The following is a 17,085-nucleotide window of genomic DNA, read 5'->3' as shown; positions in this document are numbered from 1 at the left end:
TTTAAGGGACAATGCGTCAACAAATCCATCAGTTAATGATATGTCTGGTGGATGCTAGTTTGTATAATCTTGCATAAAACCGCTGCAAGAGTCAAAGGCTTAAACCTAAATTTTCAGTTTTCATACCAAAAAACCGGATTTTTTAAAGTTATTGTAAAAAATATATATTGATAGTTGTTATCAACTTATAGACAGTGTAGTATCATGCCAGAATTTTTTAAAGTTTAGAAATTTATGAGCAAGGGAGGTAAACAGAGTTTAAATAAACGATATTGGTTGAATGTTTTTTTCAATTAATGATATTGTAAAATCTGTATAATAACAAAATTTCAAGAATGATTTGGTTCACATCTTATACTTCTTATTGAACTAAATTTCGTTAAGTTGCAGCCAAATCATTGCGTTGAAATGAACCGAAATCATTTGACAGTGAAATAAAGAAAGACCAGGAGATCCATTCAGAACTCAGGAGCGTTCTTATAGAGTACGCCAAGTGCTGAGTGGAGCTATTTTGTGTCTCTACAAGCCTGGAAGTTCGTTGACTGGTAAATAATAAGGCTAGGAAAAGATGTAATTTGAAAAACTTATTTCACTTTTGAGTTAGGTCATGATGTTATGTAATGACACAAGATTCGCATGGCAAAAATTGTCTTGATTCAATTTATTAAGTAGGAGAGTAAAAGAATCATGATATTTTGTAATTTTCATGACATTGTTAGCTAGAAAAATATATATTTTTAACAAAAGATAAATTTTTCTTAAATAAGAAGGTGGAAAATATCAAAGATAATGACACTAAAAATTGATTTGTATTTTTATGAATAAAAAAAGAAAAATATGAATATCAAATAAATTCTCAAAATCTTACAAAAAAGAGAAACCCTGTTTATTATGCTCAAGATGCAAAATATTGCGGGTGCTTACCGACTCTCAATTGAATCGGTTCAAGACAAAAAAAACAGAGCGATCGTCCGAAGGACGCGGCAACGTCTATAGCCTCCTAATATTCTCAACTTGAAAGCCTGCTCCGTAGCTTTCTCAAGCTATTTTTGGGGTCTTATGAAATCCTTTTTAAAGCAGAATCCTAATAACTACCTCTAGTTTAAGATCCTGCATTTATCAGGAGTTGCTTCTATCGGTACTGAATGAAGATCAACAATTTGCAACAAGCGACCACTGTGGAGATCATTAAATGCGTATACTACATCTGACAAACCACGTACAAGAGATTGGTAACGGTATCGTTAATGTAGCGGTAGACCTCGCCTGTATGCAAGCAAAAGATGGTCACGATGTCGCTGTAGCCTCCTCTGGAGGAGAATATGAGGCATTACTAGAATCTTATGGAATCAGACATTTTGATCTAGACCAGTCAAGAACACTGCTAAATATTATTAAAGCGGTATGGCGATATCGGAAAATCGTGGATGAGTTTAAACCAGATATCGTCCACGTACATATGATGACGGGAGTTGTGCTGGCAGCGACTCTCAGGTTCGGCTATAAATATGGTTTAATTGCTACGGTACACAACGAATTCCAGCGCAGTGCCACATTGATGGGCTTGGGTGAGCGAGTGATTGTCGTCAGTCAAGCAGTGGGAGAATCTATGGCACGGCGTGGTATCCCAAAAGAAAAAATGCGGGTTGTATCCAACGGCACATTAGGGAGTCCCCGCCAGCGCAGCATCAAAGAGTACCAACCGCTCCCCCTACACCACCCTGCGATTGCAACAGTATCGGGGATGTATCGGCGTAAGGGAATCGGGGAATTAATAGATGCTTTTGTTGAAATTGCCGGCGATTTTCCCGATGCCCATTTGTACTTGGTAGGTAACGGGCCTGATCGCGAGTCATTGGAAGAACAAGCGCGAAATACTCCTTTTGCTTCGCGCATTCATTTTGAAGGTTTCCAACCTGAACCAAAGAGATATCTATTAGCTACTGATATATTCGTACTTGTTTCTCACAAAGATTCCTCACCCCTTGTGATTCCAGAAGCACGAGAAGCTGGTTGCGCGATCATTGGCTCAAACGTAGATGGTATACCTGAAGCCTTGGACGCTGGGAAAGCAGGCATTCTCGTACCAGCAAAAGACAGCCACACCTTAGCCGTAAATTTAAGGCAGTTGTTGAGCGATCGCGATCGCCTGCAATGGTGGAGGACTCAAGCATCTCAGAACCTAGAAAGGCTCAGTGCTACTCGTGTTCATAAAGAAACACTAGCTGTCTATAAAGAGTTAATGCCAGATAATACGTCCAATAATTCTGAATATGCTAAAGCCAAGCTAATTCATAATTAACAAATTGAGCTAGAGATTAATTTATTCTTGATGACTCGTAATTCGTAATTGAAATTATAATTGTAAATTACGAATTGTGAATGAAAACCACACTGTTTTTCCCAAATTAAATTTATGCATTTTATTGTCACTGGCGGAGCAGGGTTTATTGGTTCTCATTTGACTGAGCAGTTGTTATCAGAAGGTCACTCTGTGACTGTAATTGACAATTTGACGACAGGTAACTTACAAAACTTGCCTGAACATTCTGGGTTAAATTTTCTGCATAAAAACATATTAGACTGTCACCCAGAAGATTTTTCCAGACAGATTGATGGCATTGCTCATTTAGCAGCTACCCCATCCGTTACTGAATCATGGCTCAAGCCACTGGAAGCGCACGATAATAATCTGTCTGCAACTGTAGCTGTGATTAAACTGTGTCAGGCTTTAAAGATTCCCAAGCTAGTCTTTGCTAGCTCTGCTGCTGTATATGGTAACAAAACACCTCTATCAATTTCAGAAGAGCAGCCTCCCGATCCCATCTCTCCTTATGGTTTACAAAAATTGGTAAGCGAGCAATACGCTGCCCTTTTTACCAAACAATTTAACTTTTCATTTATTGGCTTACGTTTATTCAATGTATTTGGACCTCGACAAGTACCTGGATCTCAATACTCTGGAGTTATTTCGATATTTGTTGATGCCATGCTCAAAGGTTTACCTATCAAAATTTATGGCGATGGTAGTCAGACAAGAGATTTTGTGTTTGTGAAAGACGTAGCGGCTGCCTTTGCTAAAGCCTTAACGACTCCACTACCTCCTGGTTCAGCATTGAGTTGTAACATTGGCACAAGTAAATCAACTTCGATTCTTCAGCTTGTAAATATTATGAAAACTTATTTCCCCAAATGGGAATTAGAACCTGGCTTTGCACCTTCTCGTCCTGGAGATATTCAAGACTCCCAAGCGGATATATCCAAAGCATCATCAGTTTTAAATTTTGTACCTCAATGGTCTGTAGAATCTGGTTTAAAAGTTTTAGTAGAATATTGTCAAGAACATAAATCATAGGATTATTTATAGATTTTTCACAATTGCTTCTGATGAATTACCTCAAAAAAATTGTAAAAGAACTACATTTTTCTGTAGTGAATAGTTTCCCAGTTCCTATAGCTAATAAGCTGCCATTAGGTGCGCTGACAAAAAAGGAAAGATGGTCTATTGGAATCTATACTGGCAAATCCCCTGTTGATTTCGATGCTCCTAAAGAGATAAAAAATCCTGTCTTGACACGCCGGAATGTATCAGATGTCAGGGCTGGGTTTGTTGCAGATCCTTTTATGATTAAAGTTGATAGCACCTGGTTCATGTTCTTTGAAGTGTTGAATCAACAGACACGTAGAGGAGAAATTGGGCTAGCAACGAGTGAGGATACAGTGAATTGGAAGTACGAACAAATTGTACTTGCTGAAGCATTTCACTTATCTTATCCCTACGTTTTTGAGTGGATGAATGAATATTACATGATTCCGGAGAGCCATCAGGCAAACTCGATTCGATTGTACAAAGCATCCAAGTTTCCTACAAAATGGAGTTTTGTTGGAAATATCAAAAGCGGTGCGTCATTTTTAGACGCTTCTATTTTCCGTCACGCTGATAAATGGTGGTTATTTACGGAAACAAATCCTCAGCATCATTTTGACACTCTCCGTCTCTATTATGCTGATGAGTTGCTTGGTTCTTGGATAGAACACCCAAAAAGTCCAATTATTAGTGGTAATGCACATATTGCCAGACCAGGCGGTAGAGTTTTAGTGATGAATGATAAGATTATTCGCTACACTCAAGACTGTCAGCCTGACTACGGCACACAGTTAAGAGCATTTGAAATTACTGAGTTGACAACGACAAGTTATCAAGAACGAGAAATTGACCAAAACTTAGTGCTTAAACCCAGTGGTGTTGGTTGGAACGGTGCTGGTATGCACCATATCGATCCTCACTTTATCTATGAAGAGCGATGGATTGCTTGTGTTGATGGGAGAGGGTGAATTTTAATATTTTATTAAAATTTAAAGACCTGCACCTTGTCGCCTACAGGCACCGATTCTTGGGTGACAAAAAAAGCCTGTACAAACAGGCTTTTTTTGTATCCACAGCATATATGCTCAACCAAAAAATCAATGCTTGTCTGTATTTGCCTAGACCAGATTCAATTTTTACAATTTACATAAATTCGTAAAAATTCATTCTATAATCTGAGCAAATACCTTTGCCAAATTGGCAAAAACTATCCGGATTGTTGGAACTGTTGTTTGATTTATTATCTATAAAAATAAATTAGTAGAAAATTAAAGCTAGATGCGAATTCTACATATTTTGAACCACGTCCAAGAAGTTGGTAATGGTATTGTCAATGTAGCCGTGGATTTAGCTTGTCTGCAAGCTCAAAATGGTCATAATGTGAGCGTAGCATCCGCTGGTGGACAATATGAGGCATTACTTACCACATACAATGTAAAGCACTTCAATTTGGATCAAACAAGAACACCAATTAATATCATTAAAGCCGCTTGGCGTTATTGGAAAATCATTGAAGAGTTTCAACCAGACATCGTCCATGCCCATATGATGACTGGGATTGTGCTGGCAAAGATTTGGAAGGCTTTCTCTACATATGGTCTCGTTTCCACAGTACACAACGAATTTCAGCGCAGTGCAGTGCTGATGGGTTTAGGCGATCGCGTTATAGCAGTCAGCCATGCGGTTGCTGAGTCTATGGCACGGCGTGGTATTGCACAAAACAAGTTAAGGGTGGTATCTAACGGGACTCTGGGGAGCCTTCGTATGCGAAAACTTCAAGAGTACGTAGCGATGGAACTGCAAAGACCGGCAATTGCTACTGTAGCTGGAATGTACAAGCGCAAGGGTATTAGAGAGTTAATCGATGCTTTCGCACAAATTGCTGCTGATTTTCCAAACGCGCATCTCTACTTAGTGGGAGACGGTCCTGACCGAACTTTGTTTGAACAGCAGGCGCAAACTACACTCTTTGCTGACAGGATTCATTTTCTAGGCTTTCAAAAAGAGCCACAATCTTATATGCTGGGGTGTGACATATTTGTGCTGGCTTCGCACCGTGACCCCTCTCCGCTTGTGATTCCAGAAGCCCGTGAAGCTGGCTGCGCGATCATAGCTTGCAATGTGGATGGCATACCAGAAGCTTTAGATGGTGGACAGGCGGGTATCCTGGTACCCCCGGCAAATAGCCAAGCCTTAGCAAACGCTCTCAGGCAATTGCTAAGTAGCCGCAAGCTGATGCACCAGTGGCAGTACTTAGCACAACAAAACTTAGACCGATTGAGTGTTATGCGTGTCCATGAGCAAACCCTTTCCGTGTATCAAGAGTTAACTACCAACTTAGTTGAACGTACAAAACAGTTAGCAGCGCACAGCAAACCAAATTAGCAGTGTTCAAGTTGGCAAAATTTCGCCTGGTGTTGTGTTCTTCGCTCATATAACTTTTTATAGCGCAATTCAATTGAGTGAAGTACAAATATATCTGTGTTCATCTGTGTCCATCTGTGGTTCATTATTTCTTTATGTACCTTACCCAATTGCAAACCGCTATAGATGAAATAACAGCTTATTCTTAACTGATAACTGTTAACTGATAACTGTTAACTGATAACTGACTCGTCAAGTGAGAGGTAGTTTTTGGGTGGGAAAGGGGTAGCCGTTGATGATTGCAGCAGAAAGACGTTGATGTTGATAATACTTTTTAGCTGCCATAGCCACACCAAGGAAGCCCCACATAACGACACCACCAAGCGAAATCATCAAGCTACTAAAAATTAACTGGAAGACGATCGCAAGACTAATCGAACGGGCAGCATTGGCAAAGGGATCGCTGCGAGCCTCAGAAGTTTGGTATACGTCATACAACAGCAGTAATAATCCTCCTAAATAAGGAAGAGCTCCAAACCAACCGAGAGCGAAAAACGTATCTAGGATGCCGCTGTCAAGAACAATTTGTATAAGTTTGCCGTCTTTATCAACAACCCACGTACCGCCGATCCCGTTGCCTAAAACATTAGAAAGTGCGATACCCATGTTTCTATCGTAATTTGCTGAACGGTCTTGATAGCTTTGGTCATTCTCTAAATTTGAGATACTTCCAAAACGCTCGCTGAGCATACTGCCGAATGGCTCAATGGTCGCGAGTGGCACAACACATACTGCCATGATCAGTATGGTCAATATTAAGCGCATCTGTAGCTTTGGTTTGAGGTTAGTGAGCAAGCTGAGCAATCCCACCACCCAGCCTCCCCAAGCTCCGCGTGCCATACTTAGTAAGAATGCTAAGTAGCCTGCTACAGAAGCAGGGATACGGAATGGATTTTTGCTACTAAATAACAACAATAGCCCCGCCATCATAGTCACTGCAAATGGTCCGGGCGAGTGCATCGTACTCCACACCCGAATCTGCATTGGTGCAGGTTCTCCAAAGCTTGTCAATTTTGTTTGGGTTAACCAATACCTATCCCACTCCGGTGCTATGAGGTATTGCACTACCCCATAAACACCTGTTAAGAGGACAGACCAAACAAATACAGTCTCCATGTTTTTGCGATATTGTGGATAGTATCGCCAGTTAACAAGTATGTGGAACCCAAAAAATAGGGGAGAAATCCAGTCCAGCATTGTACGGAAGACGACAACTGGTTGGTAGTTAACGCTCCCTATCAAAAAGCCGTACAATACAGCAAAAATCGCCATGACAAACGGTAAGCCGCCCATGCGCGATGCTTTGGGTAGGTAGCGCAAGAATGTAGCAGCAGTAATCAGTGTTACTAAGAACGGCGCTAGTAAGATTGGACTTGGCTCTACCCAACCGCTCCTAAAATCTATAAGACGGCGGATCAGCGCAATCAGAAACCATATCCACCAAGTGTAACCAATGTAAAGCACCGGATATCGCACATAGAGGAACACCCCTACCAAAAAAGACCCTGCTGGAAATGCTAGACGCACTATAGCTCCAGCACCTGCCACATAGCAGGCGAGAGTAAACAGTATGAGCGCACCGATCGCTAGCCAAGCTAGAGTTGTTGGTTGTTCTTTTTCTGATTCTTCTGGCGTCGGAACTTGATGAAATTGCCTGTAGGTCACTCAACCTCTCCCTGTCTAACAGTCGTGGTTTTTTCAAATTATCTATCAAGGCTATGAAGGCTTGTCCATCTGGAAGCAGTTGTCAGGTGTAGAAAGGACTCTACTACCCATTTTTGATGCTTGATGATGAGTTTTGTTCCAAGTACGGAAGCCTTGCCAACGTCCTTGCATCGAAGCCAACCACTTTTGTCTGGCTAAAGTTCCTTCACTTTTGTGCAACCGCCACCACTGTAGCAAACCTAACGCCTCTCGTGTGCCGACGAATATTCCCCAGAATGCAAACACAAGCTTTTGTAAAAAGGAAAAGTGTTCCAGCAAAGCTAAAGTTTCGTTGTGAACTGCATTGGTAAACGCGATATTATTAAATTTCTGGCGTTGGTCTTCGTCGAAACGCTGTGCTGGATAGTGATTGACTGCTACTTCTGGGTCATAAATAAGCTTCCATCCAGCCCGTTTTAAGGTGAGGCAGAATGCTAATTCAAAGTGTACCTGCGCCCCAGTGCCTTGCATCCGTTCATCAAAGCGCAATCCTGCGATCGCACTGGTACGAAAACTCATGTTTACGCCCTTAAGAACATCGACTTCACGAGGTTGTCCCACTCCTAGGTGATGGTTGCCAATCACTCGCCCAAACCACTGCAATTGACCGACGATCTCCCGGGAGTCATCGAGTAATTGGTTTCCCTGGTGAACCCAATCACGTCCCCCAACTCCGCCAATGCTGTCATCTGATAGAAAATATGCACTGATCCGTTCTAACCAATTTGGGTAGGGTGCGGCATCATCGTCAGTAATTGAAACTGTATCGCCTTCAACCACTTCCAATCCAGCGTTCATAGCTGCAACTACCCCCCCAACGGTGACTTTTACAGTCTGTAGTGGCAGTTTACAGTCTTTGAATTCTTCGAGGAATTGCCAAGTTTCGGTGTCCGTATCCCTTACTGTCACTATCACCTGATATGGTGGTTTAGTTTGCGCTTGTAGCGCCATAAGGCAGCGTGATAGGTCTTGAGGACGGCGATAAGTTGGTATGAGAACGGTGTTCCTCATTCTTGCTTAACTCCTCAAATAAATCCATATAGGTTTGTGCCATGATATTCCAGCTATGCTGCTCGGCAACAGCACGAGCAGCTTTTCCCATCTGCTGCATTCGGGTGGGATTGCTCATCATTGATGATAGTGCATCTGCCAAGGCATCGGTGTCGTCTGAGTCTGGTAAGACAACTCCGCATTCTGGTGTTACCAATTCTGCACCTCCTGTTGCTGTTGCAGTAATTACGGGAAGTCCAGAGGCGAGGGCTTCCAACAGCACCAGAGTACAAGCTTCATAACGCGAGGGAAACACAAATAAATCCACCGCCCGCATCAGCTGGGCTATATCACGCCGATACCCTAAAAAATGCACTCGCTGATTCAATCCTAAGGATTCTGCCATCGCTGGAAAGGGGCTACCTTCAGTACTTCCCACAACGGCTAGATGTAAATCAGGCACTTTCACCAAGGCACGCAGCACGGTATCTAAGTTTTTTCTGGTGGTGCGGATGTCTCCTGCAAACAGTGCCAAAGTCACATTTTCAGGTAAACCTAGTGTTTGGCGACAAGCGACACCTGGAGAAAACTCTTCTAAATCGACTCCATTGACAATCACCTGAATTTGAGATCGCCCTACGCCAATGCTTTCCAATTCTTGGGCGACTTTCTGGGAGACGGCGACAATAACTTGCGCTTTTTGGAAGGCTTGTTTTTCCCAAAAAGCATTCACGCCTGTATACAGCCACTGATAAAAACCATACAAATCTCGGCGGATGCGAGAAATGTGGGCGGGCGATCGCAGCCAAGAACTGTGGACAAAATGTACAGCATTTACATCAGATGCTGCTTTTGTAATTGCTCCGTTAACTTTGACCAAATCAACTTGGGAGCGATTTTTCCGCAACCAATTTGCACTTTTTTGCGAAAATATGAAATTCCGCAAAAACTCGCTTGGTAAACTGTTAACTGGAATAGAAACCCAGTCTACTTGGCTACTTTGTTGCAATTCTGGTGCTATTTCACTTGCCAATAAGGTAAGATGATGACCTCGGCGAATTGCTTCTTTCGCAACCTCATAATTCACTCGTCCCTGTCCATCACCTTTTTTTACCTTGTGGGTAACAATACATAGTTTCACGCACCACCTTCCTTTTCTTTTGAGTTTATTGAGCACATAAATGTTATGTTCTTTGTTGCGCTTTCTACGCCATTATTTCATTCATACTTTTAGCAATTTATTGACTAGCGGTCGTGGGGTGAAACTCAAAGTCAATGCTGCTATAGTTCTTAAATTAAACTTTTGTTCACAAAGCGCTCGCCAAAGATAAGGACGTGCTTGAGCTTGAATTGTTTCTTGAGAACGCAGGAAACCTAGAGCTAAAGTTGTATGAGCCTCTAACCATTTCTGCTTGAAATACGGCTTATAGTTCTTAAGGATTTCATCTGCCATAAACTTTTCGTAGCAAAATATTTCCGCTTCCCCTTTGCGGATTTTTGCCTGAGCATCTCGACCACCACTGCGATTTGTATCTGTTTGCTCATGGGCGCGATACCGTGTCAATCTTTCTGGATGATAGTAAGCTCCATGACCGGAACGAGAACATAGGTATGCTAAATATAAATCCCACATACCACCTACTTTTTGTGGAATACTATCCCAATCAACAAACTCGTTGCGAATGACACAAGCTGCAGCCGTGGGTATAGATTTATGTACTACGGCAATTTCATAAAAAGGTTGATGAACTCCTTTGTTTAGGCAGTTACGTTTGTAAGCCTTTGTATATTCTTCTGAAGATGAATAATTTATTTTACCTTGTCCATCTATAACGTATTGGTCACAAAAAGCTAAAATAACATCTGGGTTTTCTTCCAAAGGGGGAACAAGTTTTTCTAAAAAATCCTCGTTCCACATATCATCATCATGGAGACTGGCAACGTATTTGCCCTGCGCCATCTTAAAGGCGTTCATCTGATTGGGAAACATCCCAACATTTTTTGCATGTCTAAAAAATCGGATGCGTGAATCACCAAAAGATTCAACTACCTCTTGGGGACTTTCTGGGCTGCAATTATCTGAAACAATAATTTCAATATTTCGATAAGTTTGTTTAACAGCACTATCAATTGCTTGCTTGAGATACTCTGGTCTGTTATAAGTTGGGATTATAACGCTCACTAAAGGCTCTTGTGAGCTATTACTGTGTAACATATCTAAAAAGTCCTTTGATTTTATAATATAAAGAGTGTCCTATCTATGGTTGAAGACAGAAACAGCCTAATTGGCTTGATAATATTATCTAACTAAATGTTTTCAAAGGAAAATTTAGATATTGTGTTTTCATAAATTTTTTGTAAATGTTTGACGTGGATATCCATTGTGAATTCTTGCATAAACAAAGCATAACCTTGTTCGCCCATGCGTCGGCATTTTTCATAATCACTAGACAAATCAGTAATCGCTTCAGCCAGCATCTTAATATCATTGGCTGGTACAAGAAGACCTGTTTCCCCATCTCGTAAATATTCTGGGATGCCTCCGACTGCGGCAGCAATGACAGGTCGATAGTGAGTATAAGCTTCCAGAGTGACAAGACCAGCCGGTTCAGGCCAGATACTGGGGAAGATAACAGTAAAGCACTGTTCGTAAAGTTGATTTAATTTCTCGCTATTACACCAGCCATGCCAAGTGATACGGTTGTTTATCCCTAGCTTGTGAGCTAATTGTTGCAATCGGGGTTGATCCCAACCCTCACCTGCAATATCAAGTTGAATTTGCGGATCTAGGTGTACCAAGGTTTTGAGCAGCCATTCTAGTCCTTTATCAGGAACGATTCGCCCAACAAATAAAATTCGCTGGCTCTTGTGTGTTTCTAAACTCAAAGGTGCAGTGACCATTTGCGGTACGGAAATACCACAGCGCAGCGTGACAGCTTGTTGAGGTGGTAAACCGTTTTTAATCAACTGGTTCCTCACGTAATCACTGTTGGCAATAAAAGTCGCTTTAAGATTTTTGATAAACTTGCTGAGATTATTAGTTCCTAGTAATTCCTCTATCACTCTTGCTGGTTTGCGGCTGCCACAGCCATCTACAAGTTTGCCCCAGAGACATCCTAAATAAGAGAGATTACGATCACAAATGACGCCCTGTCCTGGTAAATATTTTGTGCCACTAGCACAGTAAAGTGAGTGATTGTGAACGGTAAAGACAGTGGGACATTCTCCTTTAATTTGCAATAGTAAGTCGGGGCTATGAAGGTGCAGCAATTTAAATCGGCTCTGGTCAAGCTCTTTGAGAGATTTAATAACAAAGTCACTCACACCAGGTTGCCGAGATTGAATCAGAGAAGTGAGATAAGTTTCCGCTCCTCCGTTCCCATTTACTCTAAAGCTAGAGCAGTGATACATTAAGTTATGATCAAACTCGGGCTGCTGCAAGTTTTCCGCTCTTACCTCTGCATTAGTTATTAAGTTTGGCATGGCTCCTCCACCTTATGTTGCAATGTTCATGAGTAGATTTTTCTTGAGCAAACAAGTTCTCAATTTGCTAAGACTGGGCTTGTGCATCTTTGTTCTAGATGCGGTTTTTATAGCTTTTGAGGCAGTAGAGCAAGCGATCGCCCTTTAGGGCACTGGCAGCTTTGCGATCGCTCTTTGGTGTGATCACTGGAAGCATTATCCACCACAATCAACTCACAAGATAAGTGTTGTGGCAGGTTTATCAACGCCAAAGATTCTCAGGTTTGACGCAGATTCCTACACGGTTGCAGGTGCGCTCATCGTTATCAATCCTTAATTGAGTTGATGCTGCATCTGGTGATATTTCCAAAGCTTACCCTTAAGATCAAGCAACTCTTGATACCCACCCTGTTCTACAATGTGTCCCTGTTCGAGTACGACAACTTTATCTGCTCGGACTATTGTTGATAGGCGGTGGGCGATCACAACCACTGTTCGTCCTACAGAAAGCTTTTCTATAGACTCTTGAATAAGTCGTTCTGACACAGTATCAAGAGCACTTGTTGCTTCATCCAAAATCAGAATTTCCGGATCTCGCAGCAAAGCGCGAGCAATTGCAATTCGCTGACGCTGACCACCAGAAAGTCTTACACCTCTATCTCCAAGTTGAGTGTCGAAACCTTGGGGCATTTCTTGGACAAATTCCAAAGCATTCGCGAGTCGAGCTGCTGCGTAAACTTCCTCATCTGTTGCTCCTTCCGATCCATAGGCAATATTGTTACGGACAGAAGTGTTGAAAATAAAGGTATCTTGGCTGACCACGGCAATCTTCCGGCGCAGCGACTGGATTTCAATATCCCGCAAATCAACGCCATCAATAAAAACATGACCTTGTGTTGGATCATGGAATCGCGGAATCAAATCCGCCAATGTTGTTTTACCAGCCCCTGAAGCACCCACCAGTGCTGTCATTCTGCCTCGTTCAATCATCAGGGTGATGTTACTAAGTACTAAATTTTCGCTGTCGTAGCCAAAATCAACAGACACGAAGTCGATTGAACGTTTTAAGCCAGGAAATTGGATATGTCCATTGCGGAAATACTGTTTTTCATCAATATCCAAAAGTTTTTTAACAACTTCCGACGAGCCGTACATTGTACTGATATGCGTCGCGACACCATTAATATCTTGAATAATTGGCACGAAACGAAAGAGAACGAAGAAAAACGTGAATAGAGAACCTAGTTTTAGTGCTCCGTTAGTTACCAAACCCGTAAATGCCAGAACAATCATTCCCACGAGTATTGTGGTCGCTAACGCCTCTGCCAATGGCTTGACAACCATCCATACCGAGGCAATGTTCTTGGAAGCACTGACCAGATTCAAGCTGGCATTATAATAACGTTTACGTTCAAAATCTTCAGTGGAAAACGCGTGAACTGTACGAATTCCATTGATGAATTCTACGGCAATCGAAGTAAATCTATTGCTGGCTTTCGTTACGTCAAAACTCGCCTCCCGCACGCGACCATTCAATGTAGATAACCCGACAGCTAACAAAGTGAAAAGCATCAATGAAATGACAGATAGCTGCCAAGATATCAAAAACATTGATGCTAGGTAAACCACAGCATATAGTGTTCTTGAAAATAAAAAAGCTGCATCGCCAAAAGCTTGTTTAAGCTTTTCTATTTCCGTTGTTAAAGTGTTTATTAGCTCACCAGATTTTGTATTGCTAAAATAACTAATTTTTACAGACTGTAGTTTTTCAAAAATTTGTTTACGCAGCCTATCAATTAAAGTAAGCTGAGTTATTTCAGTATAAATTTGTGCTACATAATTTAAGCCTGAACGCAACCAAATGCTAATTAAAATCAAGAACGATACGCGATACAGCCGACTGTTAGGAGATGCGTTCACTCCCAAGATAAAAGTATCTAACCACTCATTTCCGGTTTTAAAGGGAACTTCGGGAGTCGTTAAGCTTTGCAGAAGAGAAAGCAAAAGACTAACATTAAAGCCCTCAAAAATTGCCGCTAGCAATGAAAACATCAATGCCATAACGGTAATTCGCGGAAAGTGTTTAAATTCTCGCAGTATCAAGTAGTTGTTCTGCCAGAACTTAGTAGTCTTTACTAAATTCTTAAGCAGATTTTGGACTGGTTTGGAAATTTTTAGCTGCATGGTCAATATTGAACTATAGTTTTCCAGGGAAGATAGAGCGCTCTAAGTGCTATGTCTTACGAAAAGCCGCAACGCGTTTACGTGCGGCAAATGAACTCACTACTGTACAAAGCACTAGTTGCTCTTTTGTCAGAATCAAGGGGAGCGAGAGTCACTTTGCAAGGCTTGAACCTGTGTTTGCTACCACTAGCATATGGTAACAATGGGGCGTTCAAGCCATCAGGTAACGAACAAATCACAAAGTGGGACTATCCAGATGTAACAAGTTCGACTCTGCCTCAACTTCCCATGACCCCATGATTCCTGGTAATCTATTGAGATTTCCTTGTGCTTCTGGACTCAGCCGTACTGCATCTTCCAAAGTCCAGCAACGAGGTCCTGTCAAAGTCATTTCACCACGCAGCACATTCAACAATTGCGGCAGATTATCCAGTCCGTACTTACGCATCCAAAGTCCTAGAGTTGTCAGATTCTGCTCATCTTCGCCATCGCATAAACCGCTTTGATATGCAATTGAAGGCATTGTGCTGCGCGCCGCATCCCCACTTGCTTTCTGGGTAAGTGTCGTTGTGCGAAACTTAAAAACCTTAAAGAGTTTGCCCCGTTCTCCAATATGCCATTGGGAAGAAAAAAGCGATCCTGGTTCTGGGGAGGAAGCGCGCATTAACAAAACTAATCCCAGCATGATTGGGCTGACAGCAAGCAGAAAAACCAACGCTGTGAGCCACTCAGTGAGCCGCTTTAACCACGATAATACTGAGCCAACTGGTTTCGGCTGTTTATCGTTAGAAGGTATGCGTAGGAATATAGGCTTGTTGGCTGCAAAGCACGCATCTGCCCAAAATCTCAACCTTGCTTCACCGAGTTTTGGATCTATGCGTACCAAATTTACTGGAGAACGCTTTAAACACTCCACTAACAATCCCTTTTTATCCAGTGCAGGCATATAGGGCTGTTTCACTACTATAGAAGGCATAACCAGCAACTGATCCCGTCGCCATTGAAGTGTGCAGTACTGTGACGGATTATCTTGTTGTTGCTGCTTCACAGTATAGGAATTTTGTAATGTTGCTTTTATTGAGGTTGTCATATGTATTTACACTCATAGTACAGTAGATTGTCAACCTGATATCGAAGGCTATTAAAGCCAAATAGTCCGACCTGTATCTTAGTCTTCACTCCAAACCTGGAGGTTAGTGAGTGGGAAAAATGATAGTACAGCTATCCCTCATAGATATTGCACATCTTCAAAGAATTTATCTTTATAAAAGATGTACAAGATACAAAAATAGTAGCCTTTAGATAAATCTAAGAAACTGCTCTCTTGTATTGTTTAAGGGGTATTTAATATCTAGGATATAAGACGCCGTAGGAATAACGGTTACGTAAATAGATTCTTTATTTACTCTTTAAACATTTCGTGCTTTTTTCCAGGAATTATTAAGCTATTATGAATAACATCGCTTGTCTAACTACGTAATAACCCTTTTGCTGCTAACCCCATGTGATTTTAACACAATCAGATGATTGCAATTCAAAAAAGCTTAATTATCAAAAATAATCACACCCAATCAGTAATTTTTGTGAAAAAAAAATATATAATTATCTCAATTTCAGTTTAGATAATTTTCACAATAAAGAGAATTCTTGTTGAGATAACACGAAATTTATAACGTTTGATTCAGTATGTTTATTCTATGCCTCACTGTCATTTACCTGCTATATAGGATGGCTAAAAGCTAAAATAACAGCCGTGTGTATCTATTTTTTCCTACATAAGAAAAGATGATAAGTAGGTCAGTGTAAATAATTAAAGGTATGTAGTAAGCGCTAAGCGCGAAGACAGCGCTTACTACAAGCTAGTTTCCAAGCTTTACTTTTCTTTACATAGTTTGATTTTTTCTCGCCTACTTACTTACCTAGAAAGAAATAATTATGTTATTTATGTACGCTAAGTCACTACATTAGTGAAAGGCAATCGTAATTGTGACTATTTTTTGTTATAAACCATGACTCAATCGTTAGACAGTGCTTTATGAAAACGCTGAATCAAACTGGGTCACCGTCGCAATTTCGGCTTGGGTGCGACTATCGCTTTTGTACTCTTTATTTGCAAGAAAGCGCCTAAATTGCCAAAACCTAGGCGCTTTATGGTAAGTTTTCTGATAGATTTCCACAGTTTTACCTAGATTTGATCAAGGGGTAGCTAGCTTCCCTAGTGCGCTTTCAATAGAGATCTTTTGCAATGGTTTAAGTAGATAGGTAGAAATAACCGATATATGTTAAGAAATGTAAACGCCTCTAAAACCCGCGCCCTAGACCAATGACTAATGACTAAGGACTGCCGAAACTCGTTAACTTTATTTGTACCGACCTACTTATCAGACAAGCCAAGACTTGGGAGATGGGGGAGACAAGGAAGCAAATTCTTCCTTGTCCTCGTTGTCCTCCTTGTCTTGCTTCACTGATGGAGATGTTATTAATTACGAATTATGCTGACACTCTTGCCCCTATAAAAAAATACGGCTTATGCCAACACTGAAGGGCATATACCGCATTGAGGATTGCATTTTTGTTGTTTATTGACACTCCCACGCCTGAAAGGTGATGGGATTCTTGGGCTGAGGAAAACCATTAGCCACCTTTGGTGTTACAGAGCACTCTGCGTCATTGCAGACGCCTCCTTATACCCAGGGCAAACGCCGGAATGTCATTAACAAGACTCTGTTCTCAATAGAGTCTTGTTAATGACATTAAGCAATGCTTACTAACATCATCTTGAGTTCTATTTTTGACTTTACTTTTATAAGTAAGCAAAATGCCGGAGAGCGTTAACAATTCAAAATTCGCTCATTCAAAATTCACGCATTAAAGACAGTTACATAGGGGGATTTAAACCCCAACTGAAACTGAGGAGCCAGTGTCGTGGGCGGGTTTCCCGACTTGAGACATCT

The 17,085-nt window shown here is 41.3% G+C and carries 11 protein-coding genes; 4 read left to right on the top strand and 7 right to left on the bottom strand.

The annotated features are described in order from the left end of the window. The first annotated feature begins 1,192 nt into the window (after positions 1-1,192). From ACM0OZ_RS11065 to ACM0OZ_RS11050, 4 genes are all read left to right on the top strand, one after another. Entirely contained in the window at positions 1,193-2,302 is a 1,110-nt protein-coding gene (locus ACM0OZ_RS11065) for a glycosyltransferase family 4 protein (protein ID WP_414582878.1), read from the top strand. Between the two features lie 114 nt (positions 2,303-2,416). Further along, a complete protein-coding gene (locus tag ACM0OZ_RS11060; protein WP_414582877.1) occupies positions 2,417-3,355 on the top strand; it encodes an NAD-dependent epimerase/dehydratase family protein in 939 nt (312 codons plus the stop codon). A 32-nt stretch (positions 3,356-3,387) separates the two neighbouring features. Further along, on the top strand, positions 3,388-4,335 hold the full coding sequence (locus tag ACM0OZ_RS11055) for a hypothetical protein (RefSeq protein ID WP_414582876.1): 948 nt from the start codon (positions 3,388-3,390) through the stop codon (positions 4,333-4,335). 310 nt (positions 4,336-4,645) lie between these two features. After that, positions 4,646-5,752 carry a glycosyltransferase family 4 protein gene (locus ACM0OZ_RS11050; protein WP_414582875.1) on the top strand — a complete coding sequence of 369 codons (1,107 nt, stop codon included), beginning with the start codon at positions 4,646-4,648 and terminating at the stop codon, positions 5,750-5,752. A 231-nt stretch (positions 5,753-5,983) separates the two neighbouring features. Here ACM0OZ_RS11050 and ACM0OZ_RS11045 read toward each other — a convergent pair whose 3' ends face one another. The 7 genes from ACM0OZ_RS11045 to hepC all read right to left on the bottom strand — a co-directional run bounded on the left by ACM0OZ_RS11045 (position 5,984) and on the right by hepC (position 15,221). Beyond that, positions 5,984-7,456: an O-antigen ligase domain-containing protein gene (locus ACM0OZ_RS11045; protein WP_414582874.1), complete on the bottom strand. Its 1,473-nt coding sequence runs from the start codon at positions 7,454-7,456 to the stop codon at positions 5,984-5,986. A gap of 51 nt (positions 7,457-7,507) precedes the next feature. Continuing rightward, the gene (locus ACM0OZ_RS11040; RefSeq protein WP_414582873.1) at positions 7,508-8,506 is read right to left on the bottom strand and encodes a glycosyltransferase family 2 protein; all 999 of its coding nucleotides are present in this window, start codon (positions 8,504-8,506) and stop codon (positions 7,508-7,510) included. After that, entirely contained in the window at positions 8,424-9,626 is a 1,203-nt protein-coding gene (locus ACM0OZ_RS11035; RefSeq protein ID WP_414582872.1) for a glycosyltransferase family 4 protein, read from the bottom strand. Before ACM0OZ_RS11035 ends, ACM0OZ_RS11040 begins: the two co-directional genes overlap by 83 nt. A gap of 81 nt (positions 9,627-9,707) precedes the next feature. After that, a complete protein-coding gene (locus ACM0OZ_RS11030; RefSeq protein WP_414582871.1) occupies positions 9,708-10,700 on the bottom strand; it encodes a glycosyltransferase family 2 protein in 993 nt (330 codons plus the stop codon). Positions 10,701-10,792: 92 nt separating this feature from the next. After that, entirely contained in the window at positions 10,793-11,968 is a 1,176-nt protein-coding gene (locus tag ACM0OZ_RS11025) for a glycosyltransferase family 4 protein (protein ID WP_414582870.1), read from the bottom strand. Positions 11,969-12,280: 312 nt separating this feature from the next. Then, positions 12,281-14,131, bottom strand: coding sequence for a heterocyst formation ABC transporter subunit HepA (gene hepA, locus ACM0OZ_RS11020; protein WP_414582869.1), 1,851 nt, complete (start codon positions 14,129-14,131; stop codon positions 12,281-12,283). Between the two features lie 235 nt (positions 14,132-14,366). Further along, positions 14,367-15,221 carry a heterocyst development glycosyltransferase HepC gene (gene hepC / locus ACM0OZ_RS11015; protein ID WP_414582868.1) on the bottom strand — a complete coding sequence of 285 codons (855 nt, stop codon included), beginning with the start codon at positions 15,219-15,221 and terminating at the stop codon, positions 14,367-14,369. Positions 15,222-17,085 lie beyond the last annotated feature (1,864 nt).

Source organism: Scytonema sp. PCC 10023, assembly GCF_963920835.1.
Classification (GTDB): domain Bacteria; phylum Cyanobacteriota; class Cyanobacteriia; order Cyanobacteriales; family Nostocaceae; genus Kalymmatonema.
The sequence above is the reverse complement of the archived record's forward strand: the minus strand, read 5'-3'. Positions and strand labels throughout refer to the sequence as shown.

Bases quoted from the DNA above. Each gene is read 5' to 3' on its own strand.
- ACM0OZ_RS11065 (WP_414582878.1), top strand. From the start codon at position 1,193: ATGCGTATACTACATCTGACAAACCACGTACAAGAGATTGGTAACGGT.
- ACM0OZ_RS11060 (WP_414582877.1), top strand. From the start codon at position 2,417: ATGCATTTTATTGTCACTGGCGGAGCAGGGTTTATTGGTTCTCATTTG.
- ACM0OZ_RS11055 (WP_414582876.1), top strand. From the start codon at position 3,388: ATGAATTACCTCAAAAAAATTGTAAAAGAACTACATTTTTCTGTAGTG.
- ACM0OZ_RS11050 (WP_414582875.1), top strand. From the start codon at position 4,646: ATGCGAATTCTACATATTTTGAACCACGTCCAAGAAGTTGGTAATGGT.
- ACM0OZ_RS11040 (WP_414582873.1), bottom strand. From the start codon at position 8,506: ATGAGGAACACCGTTCTCATACCAACTTATCGCCGTCCTCAAGACCTA.
- ACM0OZ_RS11030 (WP_414582871.1), bottom strand. From the start codon at position 10,700: ATGTTACACAGTAATAGCTCACAAGAGCCTTTAGTGAGCGTTATAATC.
- ACM0OZ_RS11025 (WP_414582870.1), bottom strand. From the start codon at position 11,968: ATGCCAAACTTAATAACTAATGCAGAGGTAAGAGCGGAAAACTTGCAG.
- hepA (WP_414582869.1), bottom strand. From the start codon at position 14,131: ATGCAGCTAAAAATTTCCAAACCAGTCCAAAATCTGCTTAAGAATTTA.
- hepC (WP_414582868.1), bottom strand. From the start codon at position 15,221: ATGACAACCTCAATAAAAGCAACATTACAAAATTCCTATACTGTGAAG.